Below are 21,980 nucleotides of genomic sequence, written 5' to 3'. Positions count from 1 at the left end.
CCCGTCCCCGACGGACGCCGCGCTCGCGGCCGACCTGGCGCTGCCGATCGAGGAGCTGGAGCTCACCGTTCGGTCGTACAACTGCCTCAAGCGCGAGGGCATCCACTCCGTGGGTGAGCTCGTGGCTCGTTCCGAGGCCGACCTGCTCGACATCCGTAACTTCGGCGCGAAGTCGATCGACGAGGTCAAGGCGAAGCTGGCCGGCATGGGCCTGGCCCTGAAGGACAGCCCGCCCGGATTCGACCCGACCGCCGCCGCCGACGCCTTCGGCGCCGACGACGACGCGGACGCCGGGTTCGTCGAGACCGAGCAGTACTAAGAGCTCGGCTCGGCCCCGCACCCCTTCCGAGCAGGCCCCTTCGGGGCCCTGCTCGGATCTCTGACAGGCAACCGCCTGCTCAGATACTGACCCCGGTACCTGATACGGCCGGGGCAGACACACAGGAGAAGAACAATGCCGAAGCCCACCAAGGGCGCCCGTCTGGGCGGCAGCGCCGCGCACGAGAAGCTCCTCCTCGCGAACCTCGCGAAGAGCCTCTTCGAGCACGGCCGTATCACCACCACCGAGGCGAAGGCCCGCCGTCTGCGGCCGTACGCCGAGCGTCTGATCACCAAGGCGAAGAAGGGCGACCTTCACAACCGCCGTCAGGTGCTCCAGGTCATCACGGACAAGGGCATCGTCCACACGCTCTTCACCGAGATCGGCCCGCGGTACGAGAACCGTCCGGGTGGTTACACCCGTATCACCAAGATCGGTAACCGCCGTGGCGACAACGCGCCCATGGCTGTCATCGAGCTGGTCGAGGCGCTGACGGTCGCGCAGCAGGCCACCGGTGAGGCCGAGGCCGCGACGAAGCGTGCCGCCAAGGACGCCGAGGTCGCCGAGGCCGCTGAGACCAAGGTCGACACGACCAAGGCCGAGGACGCCGCCGAGGCTCCCGCCGAGGAGTCGAAGGACGCCTGAGCGTCTGCGGGGTGGCTGCGTCGTGCGGCTGCGGCATCGTCGTGGCTTGTCGCGCAGCTCCCCGCGCCCCTTCAGGGCGATTGCGGGCCCGTTCCTTTCGAGGAGCGGGCCCGCTCTTGTGTTGCTGAGAGGATCTGTACGTGAGTGATGAAGTAGCACCCGGTTACGTCCGTGTCCGCCTCGACCTGTCCTACGACGGCAGTGAGTTCCACGGGTGGGCCAAGCAGGCCGGCGGTAGGCGGACCGTGCAGGGGGAGATCGAGGATGCGTTGCGGACCGTCACGCGGTCCGGGAGCACCACGTACGAGCTGACCGTGGCCGGGCGTACCGATGCCGGTGTGCATGCGCGGGGTCAGGTCGCGCATGTCGATCTGCCGGAGTCGGTCTGGCGCGAGCACCACGAGAAGCTGCTCAAGCGGCTCGCCGGGCGGTTGCCCAAGGACGTGCGGGTGTGGGCGCTCAGGGAGGCGCCCAGTGGGTTCAACGCGCGGTTCTCTGCTGTCTGGCGGCGGTACGCCTACCGCGTCACCGACAATCCCGGCGGTGTGGACCCGCTGCTGCGCAACCACGTCCTGTGGCACGACTGGCCCCTCGACGTCGACGCCATGAAGGAGGCCGCGCGGGGGCTGCTCGGGGAGCACGACTTCGCCGCCTACTGCAAGAAGCGGGAGGGGGCCACCACCATCCGTACGCTGCAGGAGCTGAGCCTGGTGCGCGGGGACGACGGGATCATCACCGCGACCGTTCGTGCCGACGCCTTCTGCCACAACATGGTGCGTTCGCTGATCGGGGCGCTGCTGTTCGTGGGGGACGGGCACCGGCCCACCGACTGGCCCGCCAAGGTGCTCGCCGCCGGGGTCCGGGACTCCGCCGTGCATGTCGTACGGCCGCACGGGCTGACGCTGGAAGAGGTCGGGTACCCCGCCGACGAGTTGCTCGCCGCACGGAACAGGGAGGCGCGAAACCGGCGATCTCTGCCCGGGACGCCCAGATGCGAAACCTGTTAGTTACCTGCAATTTGCACTCAGATAGTGCCCATGTCGGGACTTACCCGGCGTAAGTCCCTTCTTGCCCCTTACAACCTCCTTACCTCTCGTATAGCCTTTCGTCGCTCGGTCATTGGTTCGGGCCGCTCGGCCATTGTTCGAACGATCGACAGTTCGACATGGGGAAGGCCGGGCTGAGGGTGGGGGTTTCAACGGGCCGTATCCGGGCCCGGGGGTGGGTTTTTGCATGAGTTCAGTTGGTCCTGCGCGGACTGGGGGGCGCCGTGCCGCGCGCCAGAACAGCGGCCGGCGGAAGGCGGGGCGGAGTGACGGCGCTCCACTGGGGCTGCTGCCGCTGCCGCCGACGGACAGGGAGAAGTACTCCTATGCGCGCCGGCATCTGTGGATCCTGACGATCAGCTCGCTGATCAGCTTCTGCTGCCTGGTGGTGAGCCAGTTCAAGCTGGCCCAGTCGACACCGGTGCTGTGGATCTACACGCCGCTGCTGGTCTTCACGGTGCTGTACTACCTGGTGTCGCTGCGGGTGAACGGCTTCACCCGGGACTTCGACATCGCGCACCACAAGCGGCTGGTGCACAACTGGCGGCCCGAGGTGTACCCGACGGTCGACGTCTTCCTGCCGGTGTGCGGCGAACCCATCGAGGTGCTGCACAACACCTGGCGGCATGTGCGGGAGATGGCCGACCGGTATCCGGGGGTCTGTGTTCCGTTCGTGCTCGATGACGGTGCCAGTCCCGAACTGGCCGCCATGGCCCGCGACTTCGGGTTCCGCTACGGCACCCGGGAGAACCGAGGCTGGTTCAAGAAGGCCGGGAACCTGCACTTCGGGTTCGGGCAGTCCGACGGGCAGTACATCCTGATCCTGGACGCCGACTTCACTCCGCGCGCCGACCTGCTCCAGGAGCTGCTGCCGTACCTGGAGGCGGACCCGCGCATCGGGATCGTCCAGTCGCCGCAGTACTTCCGGGTGCTGGACTCGCAGAACTGGATCGAGCGCGGCGCGGGCGCGGTGCAGGAGCTGTTCTACCGGTCCGTGCAGGTGTCGCGGCAGGGCAGTGACGGTGCGATCTGTGTGGGCAGCTGTGCCGTGTACCGGCGGGCCGCCCTGGAGACCAACGGCGGTACGACGCTGATCGAGCACTCCGAGGACGTGCACACCGGCTTCGACCTGCGCGGTCTCGGCTGGGATCTGCGGTATGTGCCGGTCGCGGTGTCGACGGGCGTGTGCCCGGACAGCGCGGGTGCCTTCTTCAACCAGCAGTACCGCTGGTGCTCGGGGTCGATGAGCCTGCTCGGCAGCCGGAAGTTCTGGCAGGCGAAGATCAGGCTGTCCAGCCGCCTGTGCTACATGTCCGGCTTCTTCTACTACATCCACACGGCGCTGTTCACCTTCGCCGCCCCGGTCATCCCGATCGTGCTGTTGCTGATGATGCCGGAGAAGCTCCAGGTCGAGCACCTGATCCTGGTGCTGCCCAGCATCATCTACACCACCCTCGTCTTCCCGATGTGGCACAAGGCGCCCTACCGCCTGGAGGCCTGGGCGGCCCGCATGATGTACGGCTGGGCGCATGTCTTCGCCATCTGGGACATCCTGCGCAAGAACCGCATGGGCTGGCAGCCCACCGGCTCCTCCGGCGCCAAGAAGAACAAGACCCGGCGCTTCTGGATCGGCATGTGGGTCTGGAGCGGCGGCACCGCGCTGATCTGGGTGGTGGGAGCGGTCTACCGGACCTTCACCATGGACGCCCCGGACTTCGCGCTGATCCTGTCCTCCGGGCTGTTCTACGCCCTCGTCGTGGGCCGGGTCCTGGTCCAGCCCCGGGAGAAGGCGGTGGCCTGATGCAGTCGTTCAGCCGCATCCGTACGGCCCTGGCGGCCGGCCTGCTCACCGGCGTGCTCGCCCTCAGCGGATGCTCAGTCCTCAGCGAGGAGTCGGGCGGTACCTCCTCGGGCGGTTCCTCCTCGGCCGGTGCCGGGGAGGCCGGGGCCGGCGCCGATGCCGCGGCGAGCCCCGAGGCCGACGTCCCCTACGACGTCGTACCGCTGCTGAAGCCGGACAAGAAGTACTTCGGTGCCGCCGTCGAGGGCGCGCCGAACTCCATGAAGGGCATCGACACCTATACGAGGATGGTCGGCAAGCAGCCGAACCTCATCGAGTACTACGCCGCCTGGGGCGACGGCTTCGACGCCACCGGGGTGCGCAACGCCTGGCGCGAGGGTGCCATGACGCTGATGTCGTGGGAGCCCTTCGACACCCCCGTCGCCGATATCGCGGCGGGCAAGTCGGACGCGTACATCAAGGAGTACGCGACGGCGGTGCGCAAGCTGAACCTGCCCGTCGTGATCTCCTTCGCCGACGAGTTCAACGGGCACTGGGAGAAGTGGGGCACGAAGAACGTGACCCCGAAGGACTACGTGGCCGCCTGGCGGCACATCCACCAGACCTTCGTCGACGTCGGCGCCTCGAACGTCATCTGGGCCTGGTCGCCCAACATCGTCAACCCGGTGGGGAGCGTCAAGCTCAAGCCGTACTACCCGGGCGACGCCTATGTCGACTGGGTCGGCCTGATCGGCTACTGGACGATCCAGGAGGACAACGCCTTCGACAGCGTCTTCGGGCCGACCCGCGACCAGGTCCGCACCTTCACCGAGAAGCCGATGATCCTGCTGGAGACCGGGGCCATGGCGGGGGAGCGGCGCCGAGCCGACATCCGCAACCTGTTCGCGGGCGTCGCGGCGGACGACGACATGCTCGGTTTCGTCTGGTTCAACCACAAAAAGCGTGCCGACTGGCGACTGGAGGCGAGCCCGCTGGCGCTGAAGGAGTTCAAGCGCCTGGCCGCCGACGACAGCTTCGGCTTCGACGTACGGAAGCCGTGATGACCTCCCGACCCGATCAGCCCACGCACTACACGCCTCAGCCCTACGACCCGTATGCCGAGGACGAGTCGGCCTCCACGTGGTTCAACTCCGACGGGCAGCCTCCCCACCAGCAGGGCTACCCGTACGACGAGCAGGCCCAGGCCTACGAGCAGCAGCAGGCGCAGTACGCGGCAGCCGTCCCCCAGCAGCCGCAGGGGCTGCACGACGACCAGCCGACGTACGCGCTGCGCACGGTCCAGTACCAGCAGGTGCCGGACGACGAGCCCGAGTACCACATCCCCGAAACGCCGGAAGCCGGCTGGGACATGGCGGCGAGCAGGCGGCGGGCCTGGGTCAGCCGGGCCGTGCTGCTGTGCGTCCTGGCCATCCAGGCGGCGCTGTCGCTACGGCTGTCCAACACGGCGTTCCAGGACGAGGCCCTGTACATCGCGGCCGGCCACGCCGAGCTCGCCCATCTGCTCGACGGCACCCCGCTGCCCATCGACTACGCCGCCTACTTCTCCGGTTCGCCGCAGCTGTACCCGGTGCTGGGCGCGCTGGTGGACGGGCAGTTCGGGCTGACGGGGGCGCGGTGTCTGAGCCTGCTGTTCATGCTGGGCACCACCGGGCTGCTGTACTCCTTCACCCGGCGGCTGTTCAACGAGCGGGCGGCGCTGGCCGCGGCGGCGCTGTTCGCGGTGCTCCAGTCGACCGTCGTCATGGGGTACTTCGCGACGTACGACGCGATGGCGGTGTTCCTGCTGGCGCTGGCCACCTGGATCGTGGTGCGCACCGACCGGGCGCCCGTGGCCGCCGTGCTGCTGGCCGCGCCCGTGGCGGTGCTCGCGGTCGGCGTGAAGTACGCCTCGGCGCTGTACCTGCCGACCATCGTGGGCCTCGCGCTGCTCACGGCCTGGCCGCACAAGGGCGCCAAATCGTTCCTGCGGATGGTGCTGCTCGGCCTCGGCATCGGCGGTCTGCTGCTGGCGGGGATGTACGCCACCGACCTGCTCGCCGGTGTCCGGCAGACCACCACCGACCGTGACCACGGCTCCGACAGCGCCCGGTTCCTGCTCCAGCGCTCGATGGAGTGGGGCGGGCTGATGTTCCTCGCCGCCGTCGGCGGCGCCGTCTCCTATGTGCGGCGCAGCCGGATGAACGAGTCGCCGGTCGCGCTGCGCCTGGGCAGCCCCGGCTGGCGCTGGCGGGCCATGCTCGGCCTGCTGCTGTGCGGTACGGCCGTGCTCGCGCCCGCGTACCAGATCCATCTGGCCACCGTGGTCTCGCTCTTCAAGCACGTCGGGTTCGGCCTGCTGTTCGCCGCCCCGATGGCGGGCGTGGGCGTGACCCGGCTGGTGGGCGCGCACTTCCGCTACCCCCAGCTCGGGATCATGCTGTGGACGGCGGTGCTGTGCCTCGGCATCTCGCAGGCGGACTGGCGCTTCGGCGTCTGGCCCGACTCCTCGAAGATGATCCGGACCATCGACTCCCATGTGGACGCCAAGGGCCACTACCTCGCCTCCACGCCCGAGGTGCCCGTGTACTACCTGCGGGACAGGACCACCCACCGCCAGTGGCAGGGCGTCTTCGGCATGGAGTACACGGACGAGAAGGGCAAGTACCGCACCGGCGACGACGCCTACCGCGCGGCGCTGCGCGAGGGCGAGTTCGACCTGATCGTCCTTGACGGGCTCACCAACCCGCGCGCCGACGACGTCATCGCAGCCGCCGTCAAGGGCAACCCGCACTACCGGCTCCTCGGCGAGGTGCCGTTCCGCAACTCCAGCGGCACGGGCACCTACCGCATCTGGATCAAGACCTCCTGAGAAAGGAGCCGTACCCATGCGGCTCACCGTCATCGGCACCGGCTACCTGGGTGCCACCCACGCCGCCTGCATGGCGGAACTCGGCCACGAGGTGCTCGGGGTCGACGTGGACCCGGACAAGGTGGCCGCGCTCCGGGCGGGCCGCGTGCCATTCCACGAGCCCGGGCTGCCCGAGCTGATCGCGCAGCACACGGCGAGCGGGCGGCTCCGGTTCACGGGCGACTACGAGGAGGCCGGGGCCTTCGCCGACGTGCACTTCGTGTGCGTCGGCACGCCCCAGCTCAAGGGCTCCGAGGGCGCGGATCTGACGTACGTCGACGCGGCCTTCGCGGCGATCGCGGAGCACGCCGGGCCGGACGCGCTGCTGGTCGGCAAGTCGACGGTGCCGGTGGGGACGGCGGGGCGGCTCGCGGACACGCACACCGGTGCCGAGGTCGCCTGGAACCCGGAGTTCCTGCGGGAGGGCTTCGCCGTCGAGGACACGCTGCGGCCGGACCGGCTGGTGTTCGGGGTGCGGTCGAAGCGGGCCGAAACGATCCTGCGGGCGGTGTACGCCCCCGTTCTCGCCGCCGGCACCCCGCTCGTCACCGCCGACCTCCCGACCGCCGAGCTGGTCAAGACGGCCGCCAACGCCTTCCTCGCCACCAAGATCTCCTTCATCAACGCGATGGCCGAGATGTGCGAGGTGGCCGGCGGCGACGTCGGCGTGCTCGCCGAGGCCATCGGCCACGACGACCGGATCGGCCGCAAGTTCCTGCGCGCCGGGATCGGCTTCGGCGGCGGCTGTCTGCCCAAGGACATCCGCGCCTTCGCGCACCGCGCCGACGAACTGGGCGTCTCGCTGGCCTTCCTGCGCGAGGTCGACGCCATCAACATGCGGCGCCGCGACAAGGTGGTCGAACTGGCCCGGGAGCTGTGCGGAGGATCCGTACTGGGCGCCCGGATCGCCGTACTCGGCGCCGCCTTCAAACCGGACTCCGACGACATCCGTGACTCACCGGCCCTCAACGTCGCCGCCCGCCTGCGCCTGGACGGCGCCGACGTCACGGTCCACGACCCCGAGGCGATGGACAACGCCCGCAAGGTGTTCCCGCTCCTCGGGTACGCGCTGTCGGCCGAGGAGGCGCTGCAACGTGCCGATCTCGTGCTGCATCTGACCGAGTGGCCGCAGTACCGGGAGATCGACCCGGTGCGGGCCCGGTCGACGGTTTCCCGTCCCCGGATCGTGGACGGGCGGGGGGTGCTCGACGCGGACCGCTGGACCGCGGCGGGCTGGCAGTTCCGGGCACTGGGGAGGCCCGGATCCGTAGGGGAGGAGCTCCGGTAGGGGCTTTTCAGGGGAGGGAAAGAGAAAGCCATGACGGAACGCGACAGCCACGACGGACACGCCGGTCCACCGGTCACCGTGGTGATGCCGACGTACAACGAGGCCGCGAACCTGCCGCGGATGGCGGAGCTGGTGCTCGGCCTGCCGGTCGACGGGCTGCATCTGAAGGTCGTCGACGACTCCAGCCCGGACGGCACCGGGCGGCTCGCCGAGGAGCTCGCCGAGAAGTACAACGCCGACCAGCCCGCCGGGCGGCGCCGGATGAGCGTGCTGCACCGCACCGAGAAGGACGGCCTGGGGCGGGCGTACGTCGCGGGCATGACCGCCGCGCTGGCGGAGGGCGCCGGGTACGTCGTCCAGATGGACGCCGACGGCAGCCATCCGGTGGAGGCGGTGCCGCGGATGCTGGACGCGGCGGTGGCCCGCGGAGCGGGCCTGGTCGTCGGCAGCCGGTACGTGGAGGGCGGCTCGCTCGACGAGGACTGGGGCCTGCACCGGGTGCTGCTGTCCCGGTTCGCCAACCGCTACGCCCGTGCCGTGCTCGGCACCGAGATCCGGGACATCACGGCCGGCTTCAACCTGTGGTCGGCGGCCACCCTGCGCGAGCTCGACCTGGCCACCCTGGACAGCGCGGGCTACAGCTTCCAGGTCGAGCTGAAGTACAAGGCCGTGCGGGCCGGGCACCGCGCCGTCGAGATCCCGATCCGCTTCGGGGAGCGGACGGAGGGCGTGTCGAAGATGACGCTGAGGACCCAGCTGGAGTCGGCCGTCGTACCGATCAGGCTGCGCCTGAAGCACAGGTGAGCCCGCGGGCGGCGGCCGACTACTCGTTGGCCGCCGCGGACGCCTGTGCCTCGCCCCGCCGGTGGATCTGGTCGAACGTGAACTTGGCCAGGTTGTTGCTCATCCGGAGGACCGGTGTGTCCTTGTTCGTGACGTCCTTGCCGTTGGTGAAGCCGGCGATGGTGAAGTAGGCGTAGCGGCCGTAGGAGTTGGCGTACGACTGGCAGACGGCGGCGTTGCAGAACTCCTTGACGCCCTTGCCGTAGAGCGGGTCGACGTGGTCCTGCTGGGTGTTGACCTGGCTCTTGACCTTGGTGGCCTGCGCCGCGGTGTCGAAGACCGCCACGCCGACCGTCACCGCGACACCGTCCTTGGTGTAGCTGACGCGTATGAAGCGGGTGCAGTCGTTGGCGGTGAGGATCTTCGGGAGGCCGCCCTTGGTGGCCGCGGAGCAGTTCTTCGTGTCGTCCGTCGCGCCCTTTTTGTAGACCGTCTCCTCACTCACGGTCAGCTGCGTGCCCCGGAAGAGGATCTCGGCGCTGAGCGGAGCGGTGTCCTTGCTCTTGCTGGAGATGAAGTCCTTGGGGTCCAGCGGCGGCGGCGCGCTCGTCGGCTCGAACGACGGCTCCGCGGCCTTGGACTCGCCCGGCAGACCCGCTGTCCCGGAGAGCTCGGAAGTCGGCTTGTTCGAGGCGGAGTTGCTGTCGTTCGCCGAGACCACCGCCGCGGCGACGGCGGCACCGATCGCGACGGTGGCGAGCGCGCCGCCGCCGATGAACAGCAGCCGACGCCGCTTGTTGCGGGTCTCCGAGGCCTCGGCGAGCGCGGCCCAGTCCGGGGTCCCGTCGTCGCCGCTGTTCCACGGCTGCTGGGAATGCGGTTTCCAGGGATCCCACTGGGACTGGGGTCCCCCCTGCTGCCCAAAGCTCATGGGGCGCATCTTAGACGGGCCGAGGGCGTGCCGGTCCGCCTCAAGAGACCCACGGGCACCTAGCGTTCACATGGTGAGCGAGCACAAAAGCGACATCTCCGGGTGGTTGGTGCGACGTGCCACCTGGCATCTGTGGGTGGTGCTCGGGGCCGTGCTGGGAGCCCTCGTGGCCCGTACGGCGCGTGTGACCTCGGACGGAGGGATGGACAACGCCATCGTCGTGCGGGCGGCACGGGTGTGGCTGGCCGGGGGGTCGCCGTATGACGACTCCCACTTCCTCTATTTGCCGAGCGCGGTACTGGCGGCGGCTCCGCAGGTGCTGATTCCGCGGAGTGTGCTGAGCGTGCTGGTGCCGGTGGTGGTGACCGGGTGTCTGGTGGGGGGCTGGGTCTGCGCGCTACGGCTGCACGGTGTCGCACTGCGCAGCCGCTTCGCGGCGCTCGGCCTGACCGGCCTGGCGGTCGGGTTCGCCCCGTTCGCCCACCTGGTCCTGCTGGGCAACTGGACGGCGGCGGCGGTGCTCGCCCTGCCGCTGGGGTTGTTGCTGGCCGGGCGGGGGCGGTGGGTGGCGGCCGGGCTGGTGATCGGGGCGGCGGTCGCGGTGAAGCCGTTGCTGGCGCCGGTGGGGCTGCTGTTCGTCTTCGCGGGGCGGTGGCGGGGGCTGGCGGTGATGGCCGCAGTGCCGGTGGTGATGTCCGCGGCGGCGGCGCTGGTGCTGCCGGATCCCGCGGGGTTCTTCACGCGCACCCTGCCGTTTCTGCTGCGCGGCGGCGACAGCTTTGTACGGCTCTATGAGGCGTCGCCGGCCGCGGTGCTGCCGAGGGTCGGGGTGCCGGGCGTGGTGGCCGGGGGGATCGCGGTGGCGGCGGCCGGGGCGGGGGTGGGGTGTGCGTATCGGCGCTGGCGGTGTGGGGATCGCGGGCCGCTGCGGCTCGCGGAGACGGCGGGGATGCTGATGCTCTCGGCGTTCCTGGCCTCCAGGCCGTCGTACGACCACTATCTGCTGGTCGTCGTGCCGGTGCTGCTCGCTGGGCTGCCGTACGAGGGGGCGGTCGTGCGGGGGGTGTGGTTCTGGCTGGCACTGGTTCCGCAGGTTCCGGGGGTGACCTGGCCTTATCTGGAGACGGGGCAGCGGCGGGCCTTCCGGGATGCGGTCACGTTGGGTGGTCTGGCGATGACGCTGGCTGCCCACTGCTTGCGGTTCGGCCGGGTTTCCCCGCCCCCGCCGCCCCTGCCCGTCCCATCCTCCAGGGGCGCTGCCCCTTCGACCCCGCCGGGGGCTGCGCCTCTGGACGGGAGTGAGCGGTCACTTTCTGGCGCCGGTCAGGCAATCTCAGCCCGTCCGGCGTTTGAGGACGAGGCCCCTTCAGGGCCGAAGCGGGGGTCCGGGGGCGGCAGCCCCCAGGGCGGGGCGGCTACGCTGGGTGCTGAACAGTAGGCGTCGCACGAGGCAACCCGTTTTGACCCGGCTATGGCGCCGCAGGTATCCTGCATGTTCGTTGTGTATTGGCTTGCTCATTCTCACGGGACGGGCCCTTACACCGGTCCACCGGGCCGATGACCAGCGACCCCACGTACGCGGTTTGCGTCGCCGCCGTGCGGTCAAGGCTGTCGTGATCGTTTCGGTGACCTGTTCAGGACCATTCACTCGAAGCGAAGGCTACGAACCGTGCGTACGTACAGCCCCAAGCCCGGCGATGTGACGCGCCAGTGGCACGTCATTGACGCTCAGGACGTTGTCCTGGGCCGTCTCGCCACCACTGCCGCCACCCTTCTCCGGGGCAAGCACAAGCCGATCTACGCGCCGCACGTCGACGCTGGTGACTTCGTCATCATCATCAACGCCGACAAGGTGCACCTGTCCGGCAACAAGCGGACGCAGAAGATGGCGTACCGCCACTCCGGCTACCCGGGTGGTCTGCGTTCCGTCCGTTACGACGAGCTGCTCGACAAGAACCCCGAGAAGGCCATCGAGAAGGCCGTCAAGGGCATGCTCCCCAAGAACTCCCTGGGCCGTCAGATGCTCTCGAAGCTGAAGGTCTACAAGGGTGACCAGCACCCGCACGGCGCGCAGCAGCCGCAGCCGTACGAGATCACCCAGGTCGCGCAGTAAGTCCGGCCACCCCCTAAGACTGAAGAGAATCTGAGGAGAATCGTGGCCGAGACCACTGCCGAGCAGCCGCTCGAAGAGCTTGACATCGACAGCTACACCACCGAGTCCGAGGTTCCGGTGGAGGGTGAGTACACCTCCGAGTCCCTCGCCTCGCGCTTCGGTGAGCCCCAGCCGGCCGCCGGCCTGGGCCGCCGTAAGAACGCCATCGCCCGTGTCCGGATCGTTCCGGGCACCGGCAAGTGGAAGATCAACGGTCGCACCCTTGAGGACTACTTCCCGAACAAGGTGCACCAGCAGGAAGTCAACGAGCCGTTCAAGGTTCTCGAGCTCGAGGGCCGTTACGACGTCATCGCCCGCATCGCCGGTGGCGGTGTCTCCGGCCAGGCCGGTGCGCTGCGTCTCGGTGTCGCCCGCGCGCTGAACGAGGCCGACGTCGACAACAACCGCGGCCCGCTGAAGAAGGCCGGCTTCCTCCGCCGCGACGACCGTGCGGTCGAGCGCAAGAAGGCCGGTCTGAAGAAGGCCCGCAAGGCTCCGCAGTACAGCAAGCGCTAACCTTCGCTGCCTGTACGTCCGAACGCCCCGGCGGCACGCCACAGTGCCGTCGGGGCGTTCGTTTTAGCACAGCCTTGGGCGTATAACGGCACAAGGCGCTCAAAGGATCGTGTGCTCGTGTGCTCGGGTGACTGGTTCCCCGGCTCCTTGGCCGATCGGCCGGTCTTCGACAACTGACGCTTCCTCAGGAGGACAAGTGGGACGACTCTTCGGCACGGACGGCGTGCGTGGCGTCGCCAACGCGGATCTGACGGCCGAGATGGCGCTTGGTCTGTCCGTGGCGGCGGCGCACGTACTGGCCGAGGCGGGCACCTTCGAGGGCCACCGGCCGACGGCAGTGGTCGGACGGGATCCGCGCGCGTCCGGGGAGTTCCTGGAGGCCGCCGTGGTCGCGGGCCTCGCGAGCGCCGGTGTGGACGTCCTGCGCGTCGGTGTGCTGCCGACGCCCGCGGTGGCGTATCTCACGGGCTCGCTCGGCGCCGACCTCGGTGTCATGCTCTCCGCCAGCCACAACGCCATGCCCGACAACGGCATCAAGTTCTTCGCCCGCGGCGGCCACAAGCTCGCCGACGAGCTGGAGGACCGTATCGAGGCGGTCTACGACGAGCACCGGCACGGTGAGCCGTGGGAGCGGCCGACCGGCGCGGCCGTCGGGCGGGTGCGGTCGTACGACGAGGGGTTCGAGGAGTACGTCGCCCACCTCCTCGGCGTGCTGCCCAACCGGCTGGACGGGCTGAGGATCGTCCTCGACGAGGCGCACGGCGCCGCCGCGGGGGTCTCGCCGGAGGCGTTCGCGCGGGCCGGGGCCGAGGTCGTCACCATCGGGGCCGAGCCGGACGGGCTCAACATCAACGACGGCTGCGGGTCCACCCATCTGGAGAAGCTGAAGGCCGCCGTCGCCGAGCACGGCGCCGACCTCGGTATCGCGCACGACGGGGACGCCGACCGCTGCCTCGCCGTGGACCACACCGGTGAGGAGGTGGACGGCGACCAGATCCTGGCCGTGCTCGCGCTGGCCATGCGGGAACGCTCCGCGCTGCGTGCCGACACCGTCGTGGCGACCGTCATGTCCAACCTGGGCTTCAAGCTGGCCATGGAGCGCGAGGGCATCGCGCTGGTGCAGACCGCGGTCGGTGACCGCTATGTGCTGGAGGAGATGAAGGAGCACGGGTACGCCCTTGGCGGCGAGCAGTCCGGGCATGTCATCATCCTCGATCACGCCACGACCGGTGACGGGACGCTGACCGGGTTGCTGCTGGCCGCTCGGGTCGCGGAGACCGGTCGTACGCTGCGGGATCTCGCCGCCGTGATGGAGCGGCTGCCACAGGTGCTGATCAATGTGCCGGACGTGGACCGGTCGCGGGTCGGGGAGTCGGCCGAGCTGGCTGCCGCCGTTGCCGAGGCGGAGCGGGAACTCGGCTCTACGGGTCGGGTTCTGCTGCGGCCGTCCGGGACCGAGCCGTTGGTGCGCGTGATGGTCGAGGCGGCGGACATCGAGCAGGCTCGCTCTGTGGCGGGGCGGTTGGCCGATGCCGTGAAGTCCGCGCTTGGGTAGATGCGTCCGCATCCGCTTCGGAAAGCCGTCTCCGGCTGAGTGTTCTCCTGCCTGAGGTCGGGCCCCCGGCCCGCCAAGGCCGCTGAGTCGAAAGGGAGTTGGGCGAAGGGCCTTCTCCATGATCGGGTAGGGTCTGCTTTGCGCCAGCGAGAACCATGCCTGGCGCAACCTCATACCTTCTGGCGGCCAGATGGATTCCGTCCCGAATGGTGTTGAGGACTTTTTCAGAGTCTGACCAACTCAAGGAGACGAGAAGTGCGAATCGCCCGGCGCATAGCAGCGGCTGCCGTATCCGGTGCCGTAATCCTCGGGGGCGCCGTGCTCACCGCCCCGACCGCCTCGGCGGCGTCCCTGCCGAGAGCGTGCAACCTGATCCTCACGCAGACCAAGGACGTTTCGGATGCCGTGCACCTGCGCAGCGGCCCCGGCACGAGCTACACCTCCCTTGGAGTCCTGTACAACGGTGCCGGGTTCACCGAGTACTGCACCAAGGATTACAAGTGGAGCTACGGCAAGGTCACCAGCGGGGCCAACAAGGGGAAAAAGGGCTGGGTGAAGTACGCCCACCTCAACCCCGTCGAAAAGGGCTGACCCGCGCTCCACATCATTCTCGCCGGCCAGAACTGTCCGGCTTCACTGCCCGCCTGCTTCATGATCTGCAGGCGGGCAGTGCTTTTCAGGTTTGCCGCCGCTGACGGCGCTGGGTCGACCAGAACCATTTCTGTGCCAGCAGCGTCAGTGTCCCGGCCAGGACGATGCCCAGGAGGTTCAGCAGCAGCTGGCCCGTCGAGAGCCAGGTCTGCTTGGCATCGTCGTAGATCAGGGCCACGGCCGCGTTGGCGGCGGCCGGGACGGTCGTCACGGAGATGGCGACGCCGACCAGGGCGCCGGACTTGGCGGAGGTCAGGGAGAGGGTGCCGGCGGCGCCGGCGAGTACCGCCACGACGAACGAGAACCAGTCCGGGGCGTAGATGAAGCCGGTGTTGGGCCGGTCGCCCTCCAGCCTGGCCTCGGTGAACAGGCCGACGGCGTCCATGAAGAGGCTGAAGCCCACCGTCACCGCCATCGCCACGGCGAAGCCCACCAGCAGGGCGATCAGCGAGCGCAGCGCGAGGCGGGGTGCCCGCTGCACCACCGCCGTGCAGATGCCCGCCAGCGGCCCGAACTCCGGGCCGACCGCCATCGCGCCCACGATCAGGATCGCGTTGTCCAGCACCACACCGCAGGCCGCGATCATCGTGGCCAGCGTGATGAAGGCGACGTAGGTGATGGAGAGGGTCGACTCCTCGTGCGTGGCGTCCGCGAGGTGCTCCCACAGCACCGCGTCCGCCCCCTCGCCCGGTGCTTCCTCCTTGGCCTTGTCGGCCCGCTCGGACAGCGACAGGTCGATCTTCTCGACGGCGATCGAACCGGCCTGGTCCAGGTCCAACTGCCGGAGCGCGCCGATGAGTTCGTCGCCCGCCTCGCGCGCCACGTCACACTGGACGACGTCCCCGGACGGGTTGCGGGCGACGCCCGGCAGCACGACGAGGTGGGTGGCGCCGACCGTGTTCTCGATCAGGCGGACCACGTCGTCGGTCCGGTCGGCCGGGGTGATCAGACGCAGATGCAGCATGACGTCTTTCTAACAGGCCCGCAGGAGGGTGAGGGTGCCGGCTCCGGCAGGCCGGTGCCGCGGCTCTACAGCTTGCGCAGGCTCAGCCGCTGCACCTTGTGGTCCGGGCCCTTGCGCAGGACGAGGGTGGCGCGGCCGCGGGTGGGGGCGATGTTCTCCACCAGGTTGGGCTTGTTGATGGTGCGCCACATCGTGCGGGCGTAGGCGAGGGCCTCCTCCTCGGAGACCTGCGTGTACTTGCGGAAGTACGAGGAGGGGTTCTGGAAGGCGGTCTCGCGCAGCCTCTTGAACCGGTTGAGGTACCAGTGCTCGATGTCCTCGGTGCGGGCGTCGACGTACACGCTGAAGTCGAAGTAGTCGGCGAGGCCGACCCGGGTGCGGCCGTCCTTGCCGGGGAGGGCGGGCTGCAGGACGTTCAGGCCCTCCACGATCAGGATGTCGGGGCGGCGGACCGAGAGCCTCTGGTCGGGGACGATGTCGTAGATCAGGTGGGAGTAGACGGGGGCCGTGACCTCGCCCTTGCCCGCCTTGATGTCGGCGACGAACCGGGTGAGCGCGCGACGGTCGTAGGACTCGGGAAAACCTTTCCGCGACATCAGGCCGCGGGCCTCCAGCTCCCGGGTGGGAAGGAGGAACCCGTCGGTGGTGACCAGCTCGACGCGCGGGTGCTCGGGCCAGCGGGAGAGCAGGGCCTGCAGGAGGCGGGCGACCGTGGACTTGCCCACGGCGACCGAGCCGGCGACCCCTATGACGAACGGGGTGCCGGACTGGGAGCCCTGCTCGCCGAGGAAGGTGTTCAGCGCGCCTCTCAGGCCGTCGGTGGCGCCGACGTAGAGGTTGAGGAGGCGGGAGAGCGGGAGGTAGATGTCCCGCACCTCGTCGAGGTCGATGACATCGCCGAGGCCGCGCAGCTTCTCGACCTCCTCCGCGGTGAGCGGCAGCGGGGTCTTGTCGCGCAGCGCGCTCCACTCCGAGCGGGTGAGGTCGACGTAGGGAGTCGCCTCCGGCCTGGGCCGGTGGGCGCTCCGGGGCATCGAGGGGACCGGAGAGATCACAGTCCATTGTTACGGGCGGACGAACGGACTGTGGCGTGGGATCCGTCACCCCGCAGCTTTCGGGAGGAATCGGGGCAAACGCGGAATGTCAGTGCCGTGCGTCACAGTTGTGGGAGAGGTGGGCCCAGGCCGGGGCCACCGACCCCGAGGGGGTGACCCATGACATATGCGATCGAGGCGGAAGGCCTGGTCAAGCGGTTCAAGGAGACCGAGGCGCTGGCAGGGGTCGACCTGGGGGCCCGCAGGGGCTCGGTCCTCGGGCTGCTCGGTCCCAACGGCGCGGGGAAGACGACCGCGGTGCGGATCTTCGCGACGCTGCTCAGGCCCGATGCCGGCAGGGCCCGGGTGGCCGGGCACGACGTCGTCCGGGAGGCCGGGGTCGTACGCGCCATGGTCGGGCTGACCGGGCAGTACGCGGCGGTGGACGAGAACCTGACCGGCACGGAGAACCTGCTGCTCATCGGCCGGCTGCTGGGTCTGCCGAGGCGGGCGGCCCGGGCGCGGGCGGCCGAGCTGCTGGACCGGTTTCAGCTGTCGGAGGCGGCCGGGCGGGCCGTCAAGACCTTCTCGGGCGGTATGCGCAGGCGCCTGGACCTGGCCGCGAGCCTGGTGGGCCGGCCGAGCATCCTCTTCCTCGACGAGCCGACCACGGGGCTGGACCCGCACAGCCGCGGTGAGCTGTGGGACCTGCTGCGGGGCTTGGTCGCGGACGGCGCGACGGCCCTGCTGACCACGCAGTACCTGAACGAGGCCGATGTGCTCGCCGACGACATCGTGGTGATCGACAAGGGCCGGGTGATCGCCGAGGGCACCCCGGACCAGCTGAAGTCGCAGGTCGGCGGGCAGGTGCTGGAGCTGCGGCCGGTGCTGGCGCAGGACCTGGCGCGGGCGCACACGGTGGTGGCCGGGGCCGCCGGTCCGCAGGCCCGGATCGAGGGCGAGACGATCACCGCCCCGGTGAAGGACCCCGAGCTGATGCCGGCCGTCGTGCGCACGCTCGACCGCGAGGGGATAGCCGTGGGCGAGCTCGCCCTGCGCCGTTCGTCGCTCGACGAGGTCTTCCTGGCCCTGACCGGTCACCGAGCCGAACCCGGCGCACCCGAGGGCAACGGCGGCGCGTCCGTCCGGGACGACGAGAGCGAGCCGCGGAACGCCGACGGCGAGCTGCGGAAGGCGGTGACCGGGCCATGACCGCCACCACCACGACCATCACCGCCCCGATCGGCAAGTCGGGGCGGGTGCGGCCGCTCGACGGGCTGCGGCAGACCTTCACGATGGCCTGGCGAAGCCTGGTCGCGGTCAAGCACAACCCGTTGGAGCTGGTCGACTACAGCATCACGCCCATCATGTTCGTGTTCCTCTTCACGTACGTACTGGGCGGGCAGATGGCCGGGTCGCCGGAGGCGTATCTGAAGTACGCGCTGCCCGGGATCATCGTGCAGAACACCCTGTTCATGACGATGTACACGGCGATGGCCCTCAACACCGACCTCACCAAGGGCGTCTTCGACCGGCTGCGCAGCCTGCCGATAGCCCGCTCCGCACCGCTCATCGGCCGGATCACCGCGGACCTCGCCAAGCATGTCTGGGCGATGCTGCTGATGATCGGCCTCGGCCTGCTGCTCGGCTTCCGGATCACCGGGGGACCGGAGGGGTTCCTGCTCGGGGCGGTGCTGCTGGTGGTGTTCGCGGCGGCGGTGTCGTGGTGCGCGGTGCTGATCGGCATGCTGGCGGGGGACGTGGAGAAAGTGCAGGCGTTCGCGTTCACGCTCATCTTCCCGATCACCTTCACCAGCAGCGCGTTCGTCAGGGTGGAGACCATGCCGGGGTGGCTGCAGGCGTGGAGCGACGTCAATCCGGTGACCCATCTGTCCGACGCGTTCCGCGGGCTGCTGCTGGGCGGGCCGGTGGCGGAGCCGGTGGTGTGGTCGCTGGTGTGGGCTGCGGGGATAGCGGTGGTGTTCTATCCGTTGGCCATGCGGGCTTATCGGGCGAAGACGTGACTCGGGCGAAGACGTGACTCGGGCGAGGACGTGACTCGGGTGAAGACGTGACTCGGGCGAGGACGTGACTCGGGTGAAGACGTGACTCGGGCGTTGTGCGCGGCTGCCCGTCCGGGCGGGAAGCGACGCCGTCGGAGCGTTCGTACCGGGGCGGGAATTTCCGAAATCGGGCACGCGGAGGCCGTTTCGGACGCCGAATCGGTCGTAGGCTGCCCCGCATGTGCGGAATCGTGGGATACGTGGGGTCGCAGTCGGCGCTGGAGATCGTGACGGCCGGACTGAAGCGGCTGGAGTACCGGGGGTACGACTCGGCGGGTGTCGCCGTACTGGCGGACGGGGGGCTGGCGGCCGCGAAGAAGGCCGGGAAGCTGCTGAACCTGGAGAAGGAGCTGGTCGATCGGCCGCTGCCGACGGGCACCACGGGCATCGGCCACACGCGGTGGGCCACGCACGGCGGGCCGACGGACGCGAACGCCCATCCGCATCTCGACAACGCCGGGCGCGTGGCCGTCGTGCACAACGGGATCATCGAGAACTTCGCCGCGCTGCGGACCGAGTTGGCGGAGCGGGGGCATGAGCTGGCCTCCGAGACCGACACGGAGGTCGTCGCGCATCTGCTCGCCGAGGAGTTCTCGTCGTGTGCCGATCTGGCCGAGGCGATGCGGCTGGTGTGCCGGCGGCTGGAGGGCGCCTTCACGCTGGTCGCCGTGCATGCGGACGAGCCCGATGTGGTGGTCGGGGCGCGGCGGAACTCGCCGCTGGTGGTGGGCGTTGGAGAGGGTGAGGCCTTTCTGGCCTCGGACGTCGCCGCGTTCATCGACCACACGCGGTCGGCCATCGAGCTGGGGCAGGACCAGGTCGTCGAGCTGCGGCGGGACGGCGTGACCGTCACCGGGTTCGACGGGCGGGCGGCGGACGTCCGGCCGTATCACGTCGACTGGGACGCCTCGGCCGCGGAAAAGGGGGGCTATGACTACTTCATGCTCAAGGAGATCGCCGAGCAGCCCAAGGCGGTCGCCGATACGTTGCTGGGGCGCATCGATGCCGCTGGTTCGCTGACTCTGGACGAGGTGCGGATCCCCGCCGGGGTGCTGCGGGAGGTCGACAAGATCGTCGTCGTGGCCTGCGGTACGGCCTTTCACGCCGGGCTGATCGCCAAGTACGCCATCGAGCACTGGACCCGGATTCCGTGCGAGGTGGAGCTGGCGAGCGAGTTCCGGTACCGGGATCCGATCCTCGACCAGCAGACCCTCGTCATCGCCATCTCCCAGTCCGGCGAGACCATGGACACGCTCATGGCCCTACGGCACGCACGCGAGCAGGGCGCCAAGGTGCTGGCCATCTGCAACACCAACGGGTCGACCATTCCGCGTGAGTCGGACGCGGTGCTGTACACGCATGCCGGGCCGGAGGTGGCGGTCGCGTCGACCAAGGCGTTTCTGACGCAGTTGGTGGCGTGTTATCTCGTCGCGCTGTATCTGGGGCAGGTACGGGGCACCAAGTGGGGGGACGAGATCCACGCGGTGATCCGGGACCTGGCGCATATCGGCGGTGAGGTCGAGCGGGTTCTGGAGACCATGGAGCCGGTGCGGGCGCTGGCGCGGAGCCTGGCCCACAAGAACACCGTGCTGTTCCTGGGGCGGCATGTCGGTTATCCGGTGGCGCTGGAGGGGGCGCTGAAGCTGAAGGAACTCGCCTATATGCACGCCGAGGGGTTTGCGGCGGGCGAGTTGAAGCATGGGCCGATCGCCTTGATCGAGGACGATCTGCCGGTGGTCGTGGTCGTGCCTTCGCCGCGGGGGCGGTCGGTTCTGCACGACAAGATCGTGTCCAACATCCAGGAGATCCGGGCAAGGGGCGCCCGGACCATCGTGATCGCCGAGGAGGGGGATGAGGCGGTGGTGCCGTACGCCGACCATCTGATCCGGATTCCGGCGACGCCGACCCTGCTCCAGCCGCTCGTGGCGACGGTGCCCTTGCAGGTGTTCGCCTGTGAGTTGGCCACGGCCCGGGGCAACGAGGTGGATCAGCCCCGGAACCTGGCGAAGTCGGTGACGGTGGAGTAGCCGGGCCGGGGAGCCCGCGCGGAAGGCCCTACGGTTCCGGCTGCTCGTCCAGTAAGTCCGCCCGCCACGCCGTCGCCTGGGGCATGAACCCGTGCTCGGCCGCGTACGCCGCCATACGGGCGTTGCGCGCCTGGGCCTCGGGGCCGTCCGGCAGGTGGAATTCACTGCCCGCCTGCGCGGAGCGGGCCTGCATGCTCGTGGCCGCCGCGAGCCGTCGGCGTACGTACCGGTCGAGCGCCCCGGGTACCTCGGCCGGTGTCGCGTCCGTCAGGACGTCTCCCAGTACGGCCGCGTCCAGGATCGCCTGGGCCGCGCCCTGGGCCTGGAACGGCACCATGGCGTGGGCGCTGTCGCCGAGGAGGGTCACCCGGCCGATGTGCCAGCGCCTCAGCGGGGTCCGGGTGTAGATGCCGTAGCGGTACACCTGGCCCGCGCGTTGCAGGACCGTGCGCACCCGGGAGTCCCACCCGGTGAACTCGCGCAGCTGCTCTGCCGGTTCCGCCCGCGCGGTCCAGGACTCCTGTGCCGCCGCCCGGGTGGAGAACACGGCCACGACGTTGAGCAGTTCGCCACGGCGCACCCGGTAGTGGACGAAGTGGCGGTCCGGGCCGAGCCAGGCGGCGAGCGGGGGCAGGCCCAGATCGGCCACCTCGTCGGACGGGAGCAGTGCCCGGTATGCGGCGGTTCCGGAGAACACCGCCTCGTCCTCGCCGAAGAGCCACTGGCGGGCCGCGGAGCGGATACCGTCGGCGGCTACGACCACGTCCGCGGTCAGGCGTTCACCGGTCGCCGTCGTCACGTGGGCGTACCGGTCGTCCTGGTCGATTCCGATGACGGTCGTGTTCAGGCGTACGGAGCAGGGCGGCACCCCCGCGGCCAGCGCCTGGTGCAGATCGGCCCGATGGAGCAGCAGGTACGGCGCCCCGAACTCGTCCTCGGCCGCGCGGCCCAGCGCGTAGCGGCAGATCTCCGCCCCGTCCGACCAGGTACGGAAGCTCACGTGGGCGGGGCGGACGGCCTGTGCGGCGACCTCGTCGAGCACGCCGAGCCGGCGCAGCACCCGCGTGGCGTTGGGGGCGAGCTGGATTCCGGCGCCGACCTCGGTGAAGCGGGGCGTCTGCTCGACGAGCGTGACCTCCCAGCCGGCGCGGCGCAGGCTCAGCGTCGCGGCCAGTCCGCCGATGCCGGCCCCCACGACGACCGCCCTCATGAGCCGACCTCGCCCGGACACCGGCATGGTGACGCGGGCCGGCGTCGTCGTAACGCGCTCCCTTTACTCCCGTATATCCCGCTTCCCCCCGTACGTCCGCCAGGTCCC

General features: G+C 69.7%; 20 protein-coding genes. 16 read left to right on the top strand and 4 right to left on the bottom strand.

Going from position 1 to position 21,980, the window contains the following annotated elements; all coding sequences use genetic code 11:
* The 8 genes from AQI70_RS40215 to AQI70_RS18955 all read left to right on the top strand — a co-directional run.
* Nucleotides 1–319: DNA-directed RNA polymerase subunit alpha C-terminal domain-containing protein (locus AQI70_RS40215; protein ID WP_030173928.1), on the top strand; the 319-nt coding region annotated here is incomplete at its 5' end.
* Between the two features lie 135 nt (nucleotides 320–454).
* Nucleotides 455–964: a 50S ribosomal protein L17 gene (gene rplQ, locus AQI70_RS18985; RefSeq protein ID WP_062151328.1), complete on the top strand. Its 510-nt coding sequence runs from the start codon at nucleotides 455–457 to the stop codon at nucleotides 962–964.
* A gap of 140 nt (nucleotides 965–1,104) precedes the next feature.
* Nucleotides 1,105–1,971, top strand: a complete 867-nt coding sequence (gene truA / locus AQI70_RS18980; RefSeq protein WP_062151326.1) for a tRNA pseudouridine(38-40) synthase TruA — start codon at nucleotides 1,105–1,107, stop codon at nucleotides 1,969–1,971.
* 424 nt (nucleotides 1,972–2,395) lie between these two features.
* Entirely contained in the window at nucleotides 2,396–3,811 is a 1,416-nt protein-coding gene (locus AQI70_RS18975) for a glycosyltransferase family 2 protein (RefSeq protein ID WP_062151325.1), read from the top strand.
* Nucleotides 3,811–4,851: a glycoside hydrolase family 26 protein gene (locus tag AQI70_RS18970; protein ID WP_062151322.1), complete on the top strand. Its 1,041-nt coding sequence runs from the start codon at nucleotides 3,811–3,813 to the stop codon at nucleotides 4,849–4,851. The genes AQI70_RS18975 and AQI70_RS18970 overlap by 1 nt, the downstream gene beginning before the upstream one ends.
* Complete coding sequence (locus AQI70_RS18965) at nucleotides 4,851–6,659, top strand: glycosyltransferase family 39 protein (RefSeq protein ID WP_062151321.1); 1,809 nt, start codon at nucleotides 4,851–4,853, stop codon at nucleotides 6,657–6,659. Before AQI70_RS18970 ends, AQI70_RS18965 begins: the two co-directional genes overlap by 1 nt.
* 16 nt (nucleotides 6,660–6,675) lie before the next feature.
* On the top strand, nucleotides 6,676–7,986 hold the full coding sequence (locus AQI70_RS18960) for a UDP-glucose dehydrogenase family protein (RefSeq protein WP_062151318.1): 1,311 nt from the start codon (nucleotides 6,676–6,678) through the stop codon (nucleotides 7,984–7,986).
* A 30-nt stretch (nucleotides 7,987–8,016) separates the two neighbouring features.
* Nucleotides 8,017–8,790 carry a polyprenol monophosphomannose synthase gene (locus tag AQI70_RS18955; protein WP_062151315.1) on the top strand — a complete coding sequence of 258 codons (774 nt, stop codon included), beginning with the start codon at nucleotides 8,017–8,019 and terminating at the stop codon, nucleotides 8,788–8,790.
* Between the two features lie 19 nt (nucleotides 8,791–8,809).
* Here the strand turns inward: AQI70_RS18955 and AQI70_RS18950 are convergent, their stop codons facing one another.
* Complete coding sequence (locus tag AQI70_RS18950) at nucleotides 8,810–9,700, bottom strand: hypothetical protein (RefSeq protein WP_062151312.1); 891 nt, start codon at nucleotides 9,698–9,700, stop codon at nucleotides 8,810–8,812.
* 70 nt (nucleotides 9,701–9,770) lie between these two features.
* Between AQI70_RS18950 and AQI70_RS18945 the strand changes: the two genes are divergently transcribed.
* The 5 genes from AQI70_RS18945 (at nucleotide 9,771) to AQI70_RS18925 (ending at nucleotide 14,514) form a co-directional block, all read left to right on the top strand.
* On the top strand, nucleotides 9,771–11,138 hold the full coding sequence (locus tag AQI70_RS18945) for a glycosyltransferase family 87 protein (RefSeq protein ID WP_244181716.1): 1,368 nt from the start codon (nucleotides 9,771–9,773) through the stop codon (nucleotides 11,136–11,138).
* A gap of 231 nt (nucleotides 11,139–11,369) precedes the next feature.
* Nucleotides 11,370–11,813, top strand: coding sequence for a 50S ribosomal protein L13 (gene rplM, locus AQI70_RS18940; protein ID WP_003998796.1), 444 nt, complete (start codon nucleotides 11,370–11,372; stop codon nucleotides 11,811–11,813).
* A 42-nt stretch (nucleotides 11,814–11,855) separates the two neighbouring features.
* Nucleotides 11,856–12,368 carry a 30S ribosomal protein S9 gene (gene rpsI / locus AQI70_RS18935; protein ID WP_003998795.1) on the top strand — a complete coding sequence of 171 codons (513 nt, stop codon included), beginning with the start codon at nucleotides 11,856–11,858 and terminating at the stop codon, nucleotides 12,366–12,368.
* 196 nt (nucleotides 12,369–12,564) lie between these two features.
* Nucleotides 12,565–13,923, top strand: a complete 1,359-nt coding sequence (glmM, locus tag AQI70_RS18930; RefSeq protein ID WP_062151309.1) for a phosphoglucosamine mutase — start codon at nucleotides 12,565–12,567, stop codon at nucleotides 13,921–13,923.
* A gap of 255 nt (nucleotides 13,924–14,178) precedes the next feature.
* Complete coding sequence (locus tag AQI70_RS18925) at nucleotides 14,179–14,514, top strand: SH3 domain-containing protein (protein WP_244181715.1); 336 nt, start codon at nucleotides 14,179–14,181, stop codon at nucleotides 14,512–14,514.
* An 85-nt stretch (nucleotides 14,515–14,599) separates the two neighbouring features.
* On the opposite strand, the gene AQI70_RS18920 is transcribed toward AQI70_RS18925, so the two are convergent.
* Nucleotides 14,600–15,538 (bottom strand): DUF389 domain-containing protein, encoded by a 939-nt coding sequence (locus AQI70_RS18920; protein WP_062151303.1) that lies wholly within the window; start codon nucleotides 15,536–15,538, stop codon nucleotides 14,600–14,602.
* 65 nt (nucleotides 15,539–15,603) lie between these two features.
* Nucleotides 15,604–16,572: a type I pantothenate kinase gene (coaA, locus tag AQI70_RS18915; RefSeq protein ID WP_062151300.1), complete on the bottom strand. Its 969-nt coding sequence runs from the start codon at nucleotides 16,570–16,572 to the stop codon at nucleotides 15,604–15,606.
* A gap of 180 nt (nucleotides 16,573–16,752) precedes the next feature.
* Here coaA and AQI70_RS18910 point away from each other — a divergent pair, with 180 nt between their 5' ends.
* The 3 genes from AQI70_RS18910 (at nucleotide 16,753) to glmS (ending at nucleotide 20,662) form a co-directional block, all read left to right on the top strand.
* On the top strand, nucleotides 16,753–17,784 hold the full coding sequence (locus AQI70_RS18910) for an ATP-binding cassette domain-containing protein (RefSeq protein WP_062151297.1): 1,032 nt from the start codon (nucleotides 16,753–16,755) through the stop codon (nucleotides 17,782–17,784).
* Nucleotides 17,781–18,596 (top strand): ABC transporter permease, encoded by an 816-nt coding sequence (locus tag AQI70_RS18905; protein WP_062151294.1) that lies wholly within the window; start codon nucleotides 17,781–17,783, stop codon nucleotides 18,594–18,596. Before AQI70_RS18910 ends, AQI70_RS18905 begins: the two co-directional genes overlap by 4 nt.
* A gap of 218 nt (nucleotides 18,597–18,814) precedes the next feature.
* Entirely contained in the window at nucleotides 18,815–20,662 is a 1,848-nt protein-coding gene (glmS, locus tag AQI70_RS18900) for a glutamine--fructose-6-phosphate transaminase (isomerizing) (RefSeq protein WP_062151291.1), read from the top strand.
* 28 nt (nucleotides 20,663–20,690) lie between these two features.
* On the opposite strand, the gene AQI70_RS18895 is transcribed toward glmS, so the two are convergent.
* Nucleotides 20,691–21,872, bottom strand: a complete 1,182-nt coding sequence (locus tag AQI70_RS18895; RefSeq protein WP_062151288.1) for an FAD-dependent monooxygenase — start codon at nucleotides 21,870–21,872, stop codon at nucleotides 20,691–20,693.
* Nucleotides 21,873–21,980: the final 108 nt, after the last annotated feature.

The sequence above is a fragment of the Streptomyces curacoi genome (assembly GCF_001513975.1).
Lineage (GTDB): Bacteria > Actinomycetota > Actinomycetes > Streptomycetales > Streptomycetaceae > Streptomyces > Streptomyces curacoi.
The sequence above is the reverse complement of the archived record's forward strand: the minus strand, read 5'-3'. Positions and strand labels throughout refer to the sequence as shown.

Excerpts from the sequence above, each read along its gene's own strand:
- AQI70_RS18945 (WP_244181716.1), top strand. The coding sequence starts at position 9,771 with ATGGTGAGCGAGCACAAAAGCGACATCTCCGGGTGGTTGGTGCGACGT.
- AQI70_RS18950 (WP_062151312.1), bottom strand. The coding sequence starts at position 9,700 with ATGAGCTTTGGGCAGCAGGGGGGACCCCAGTCCCAGTGGGATCCCTGG.
- AQI70_RS18920 (WP_062151303.1), bottom strand. The coding sequence starts at position 15,538 with ATGCTGCATCTGCGTCTGATCACCCCGGCCGACCGGACCGACGACGTG.
- AQI70_RS18965 (WP_062151321.1), top strand. The coding sequence starts at position 4,851 with ATGACCTCCCGACCCGATCAGCCCACGCACTACACGCCTCAGCCCTAC.
- AQI70_RS18960 (WP_062151318.1), top strand. The coding sequence starts at position 6,676 with ATGCGGCTCACCGTCATCGGCACCGGCTACCTGGGTGCCACCCACGCC.
- rplQ (WP_062151328.1), top strand. The coding sequence starts at position 455 with ATGCCGAAGCCCACCAAGGGCGCCCGTCTGGGCGGCAGCGCCGCGCAC.
- AQI70_RS18970 (WP_062151322.1), top strand. The coding sequence starts at position 3,811 with ATGCAGTCGTTCAGCCGCATCCGTACGGCCCTGGCGGCCGGCCTGCTC.
- AQI70_RS18910 (WP_062151297.1), top strand. The coding sequence starts at position 16,753 with ATGACATATGCGATCGAGGCGGAAGGCCTGGTCAAGCGGTTCAAGGAG.
- AQI70_RS18895 (WP_062151288.1), bottom strand. The coding sequence starts at position 21,872 with ATGAGGGCGGTCGTCGTGGGGGCCGGCATCGGCGGACTGGCCGCGACG.
- AQI70_RS18955 (WP_062151315.1), top strand. The coding sequence starts at position 8,017 with ATGACGGAACGCGACAGCCACGACGGACACGCCGGTCCACCGGTCACC.
- coaA (WP_062151300.1), bottom strand. The coding sequence starts at position 16,572 with ATGCCCCGGAGCGCCCACCGGCCCAGGCCGGAGGCGACTCCCTACGTC.
- AQI70_RS18905 (WP_062151294.1), top strand. The coding sequence starts at position 17,781 with ATGACCGCCACCACCACGACCATCACCGCCCCGATCGGCAAGTCGGGG.
- glmS (WP_062151291.1), top strand. The coding sequence starts at position 18,815 with ATGTGCGGAATCGTGGGATACGTGGGGTCGCAGTCGGCGCTGGAGATC.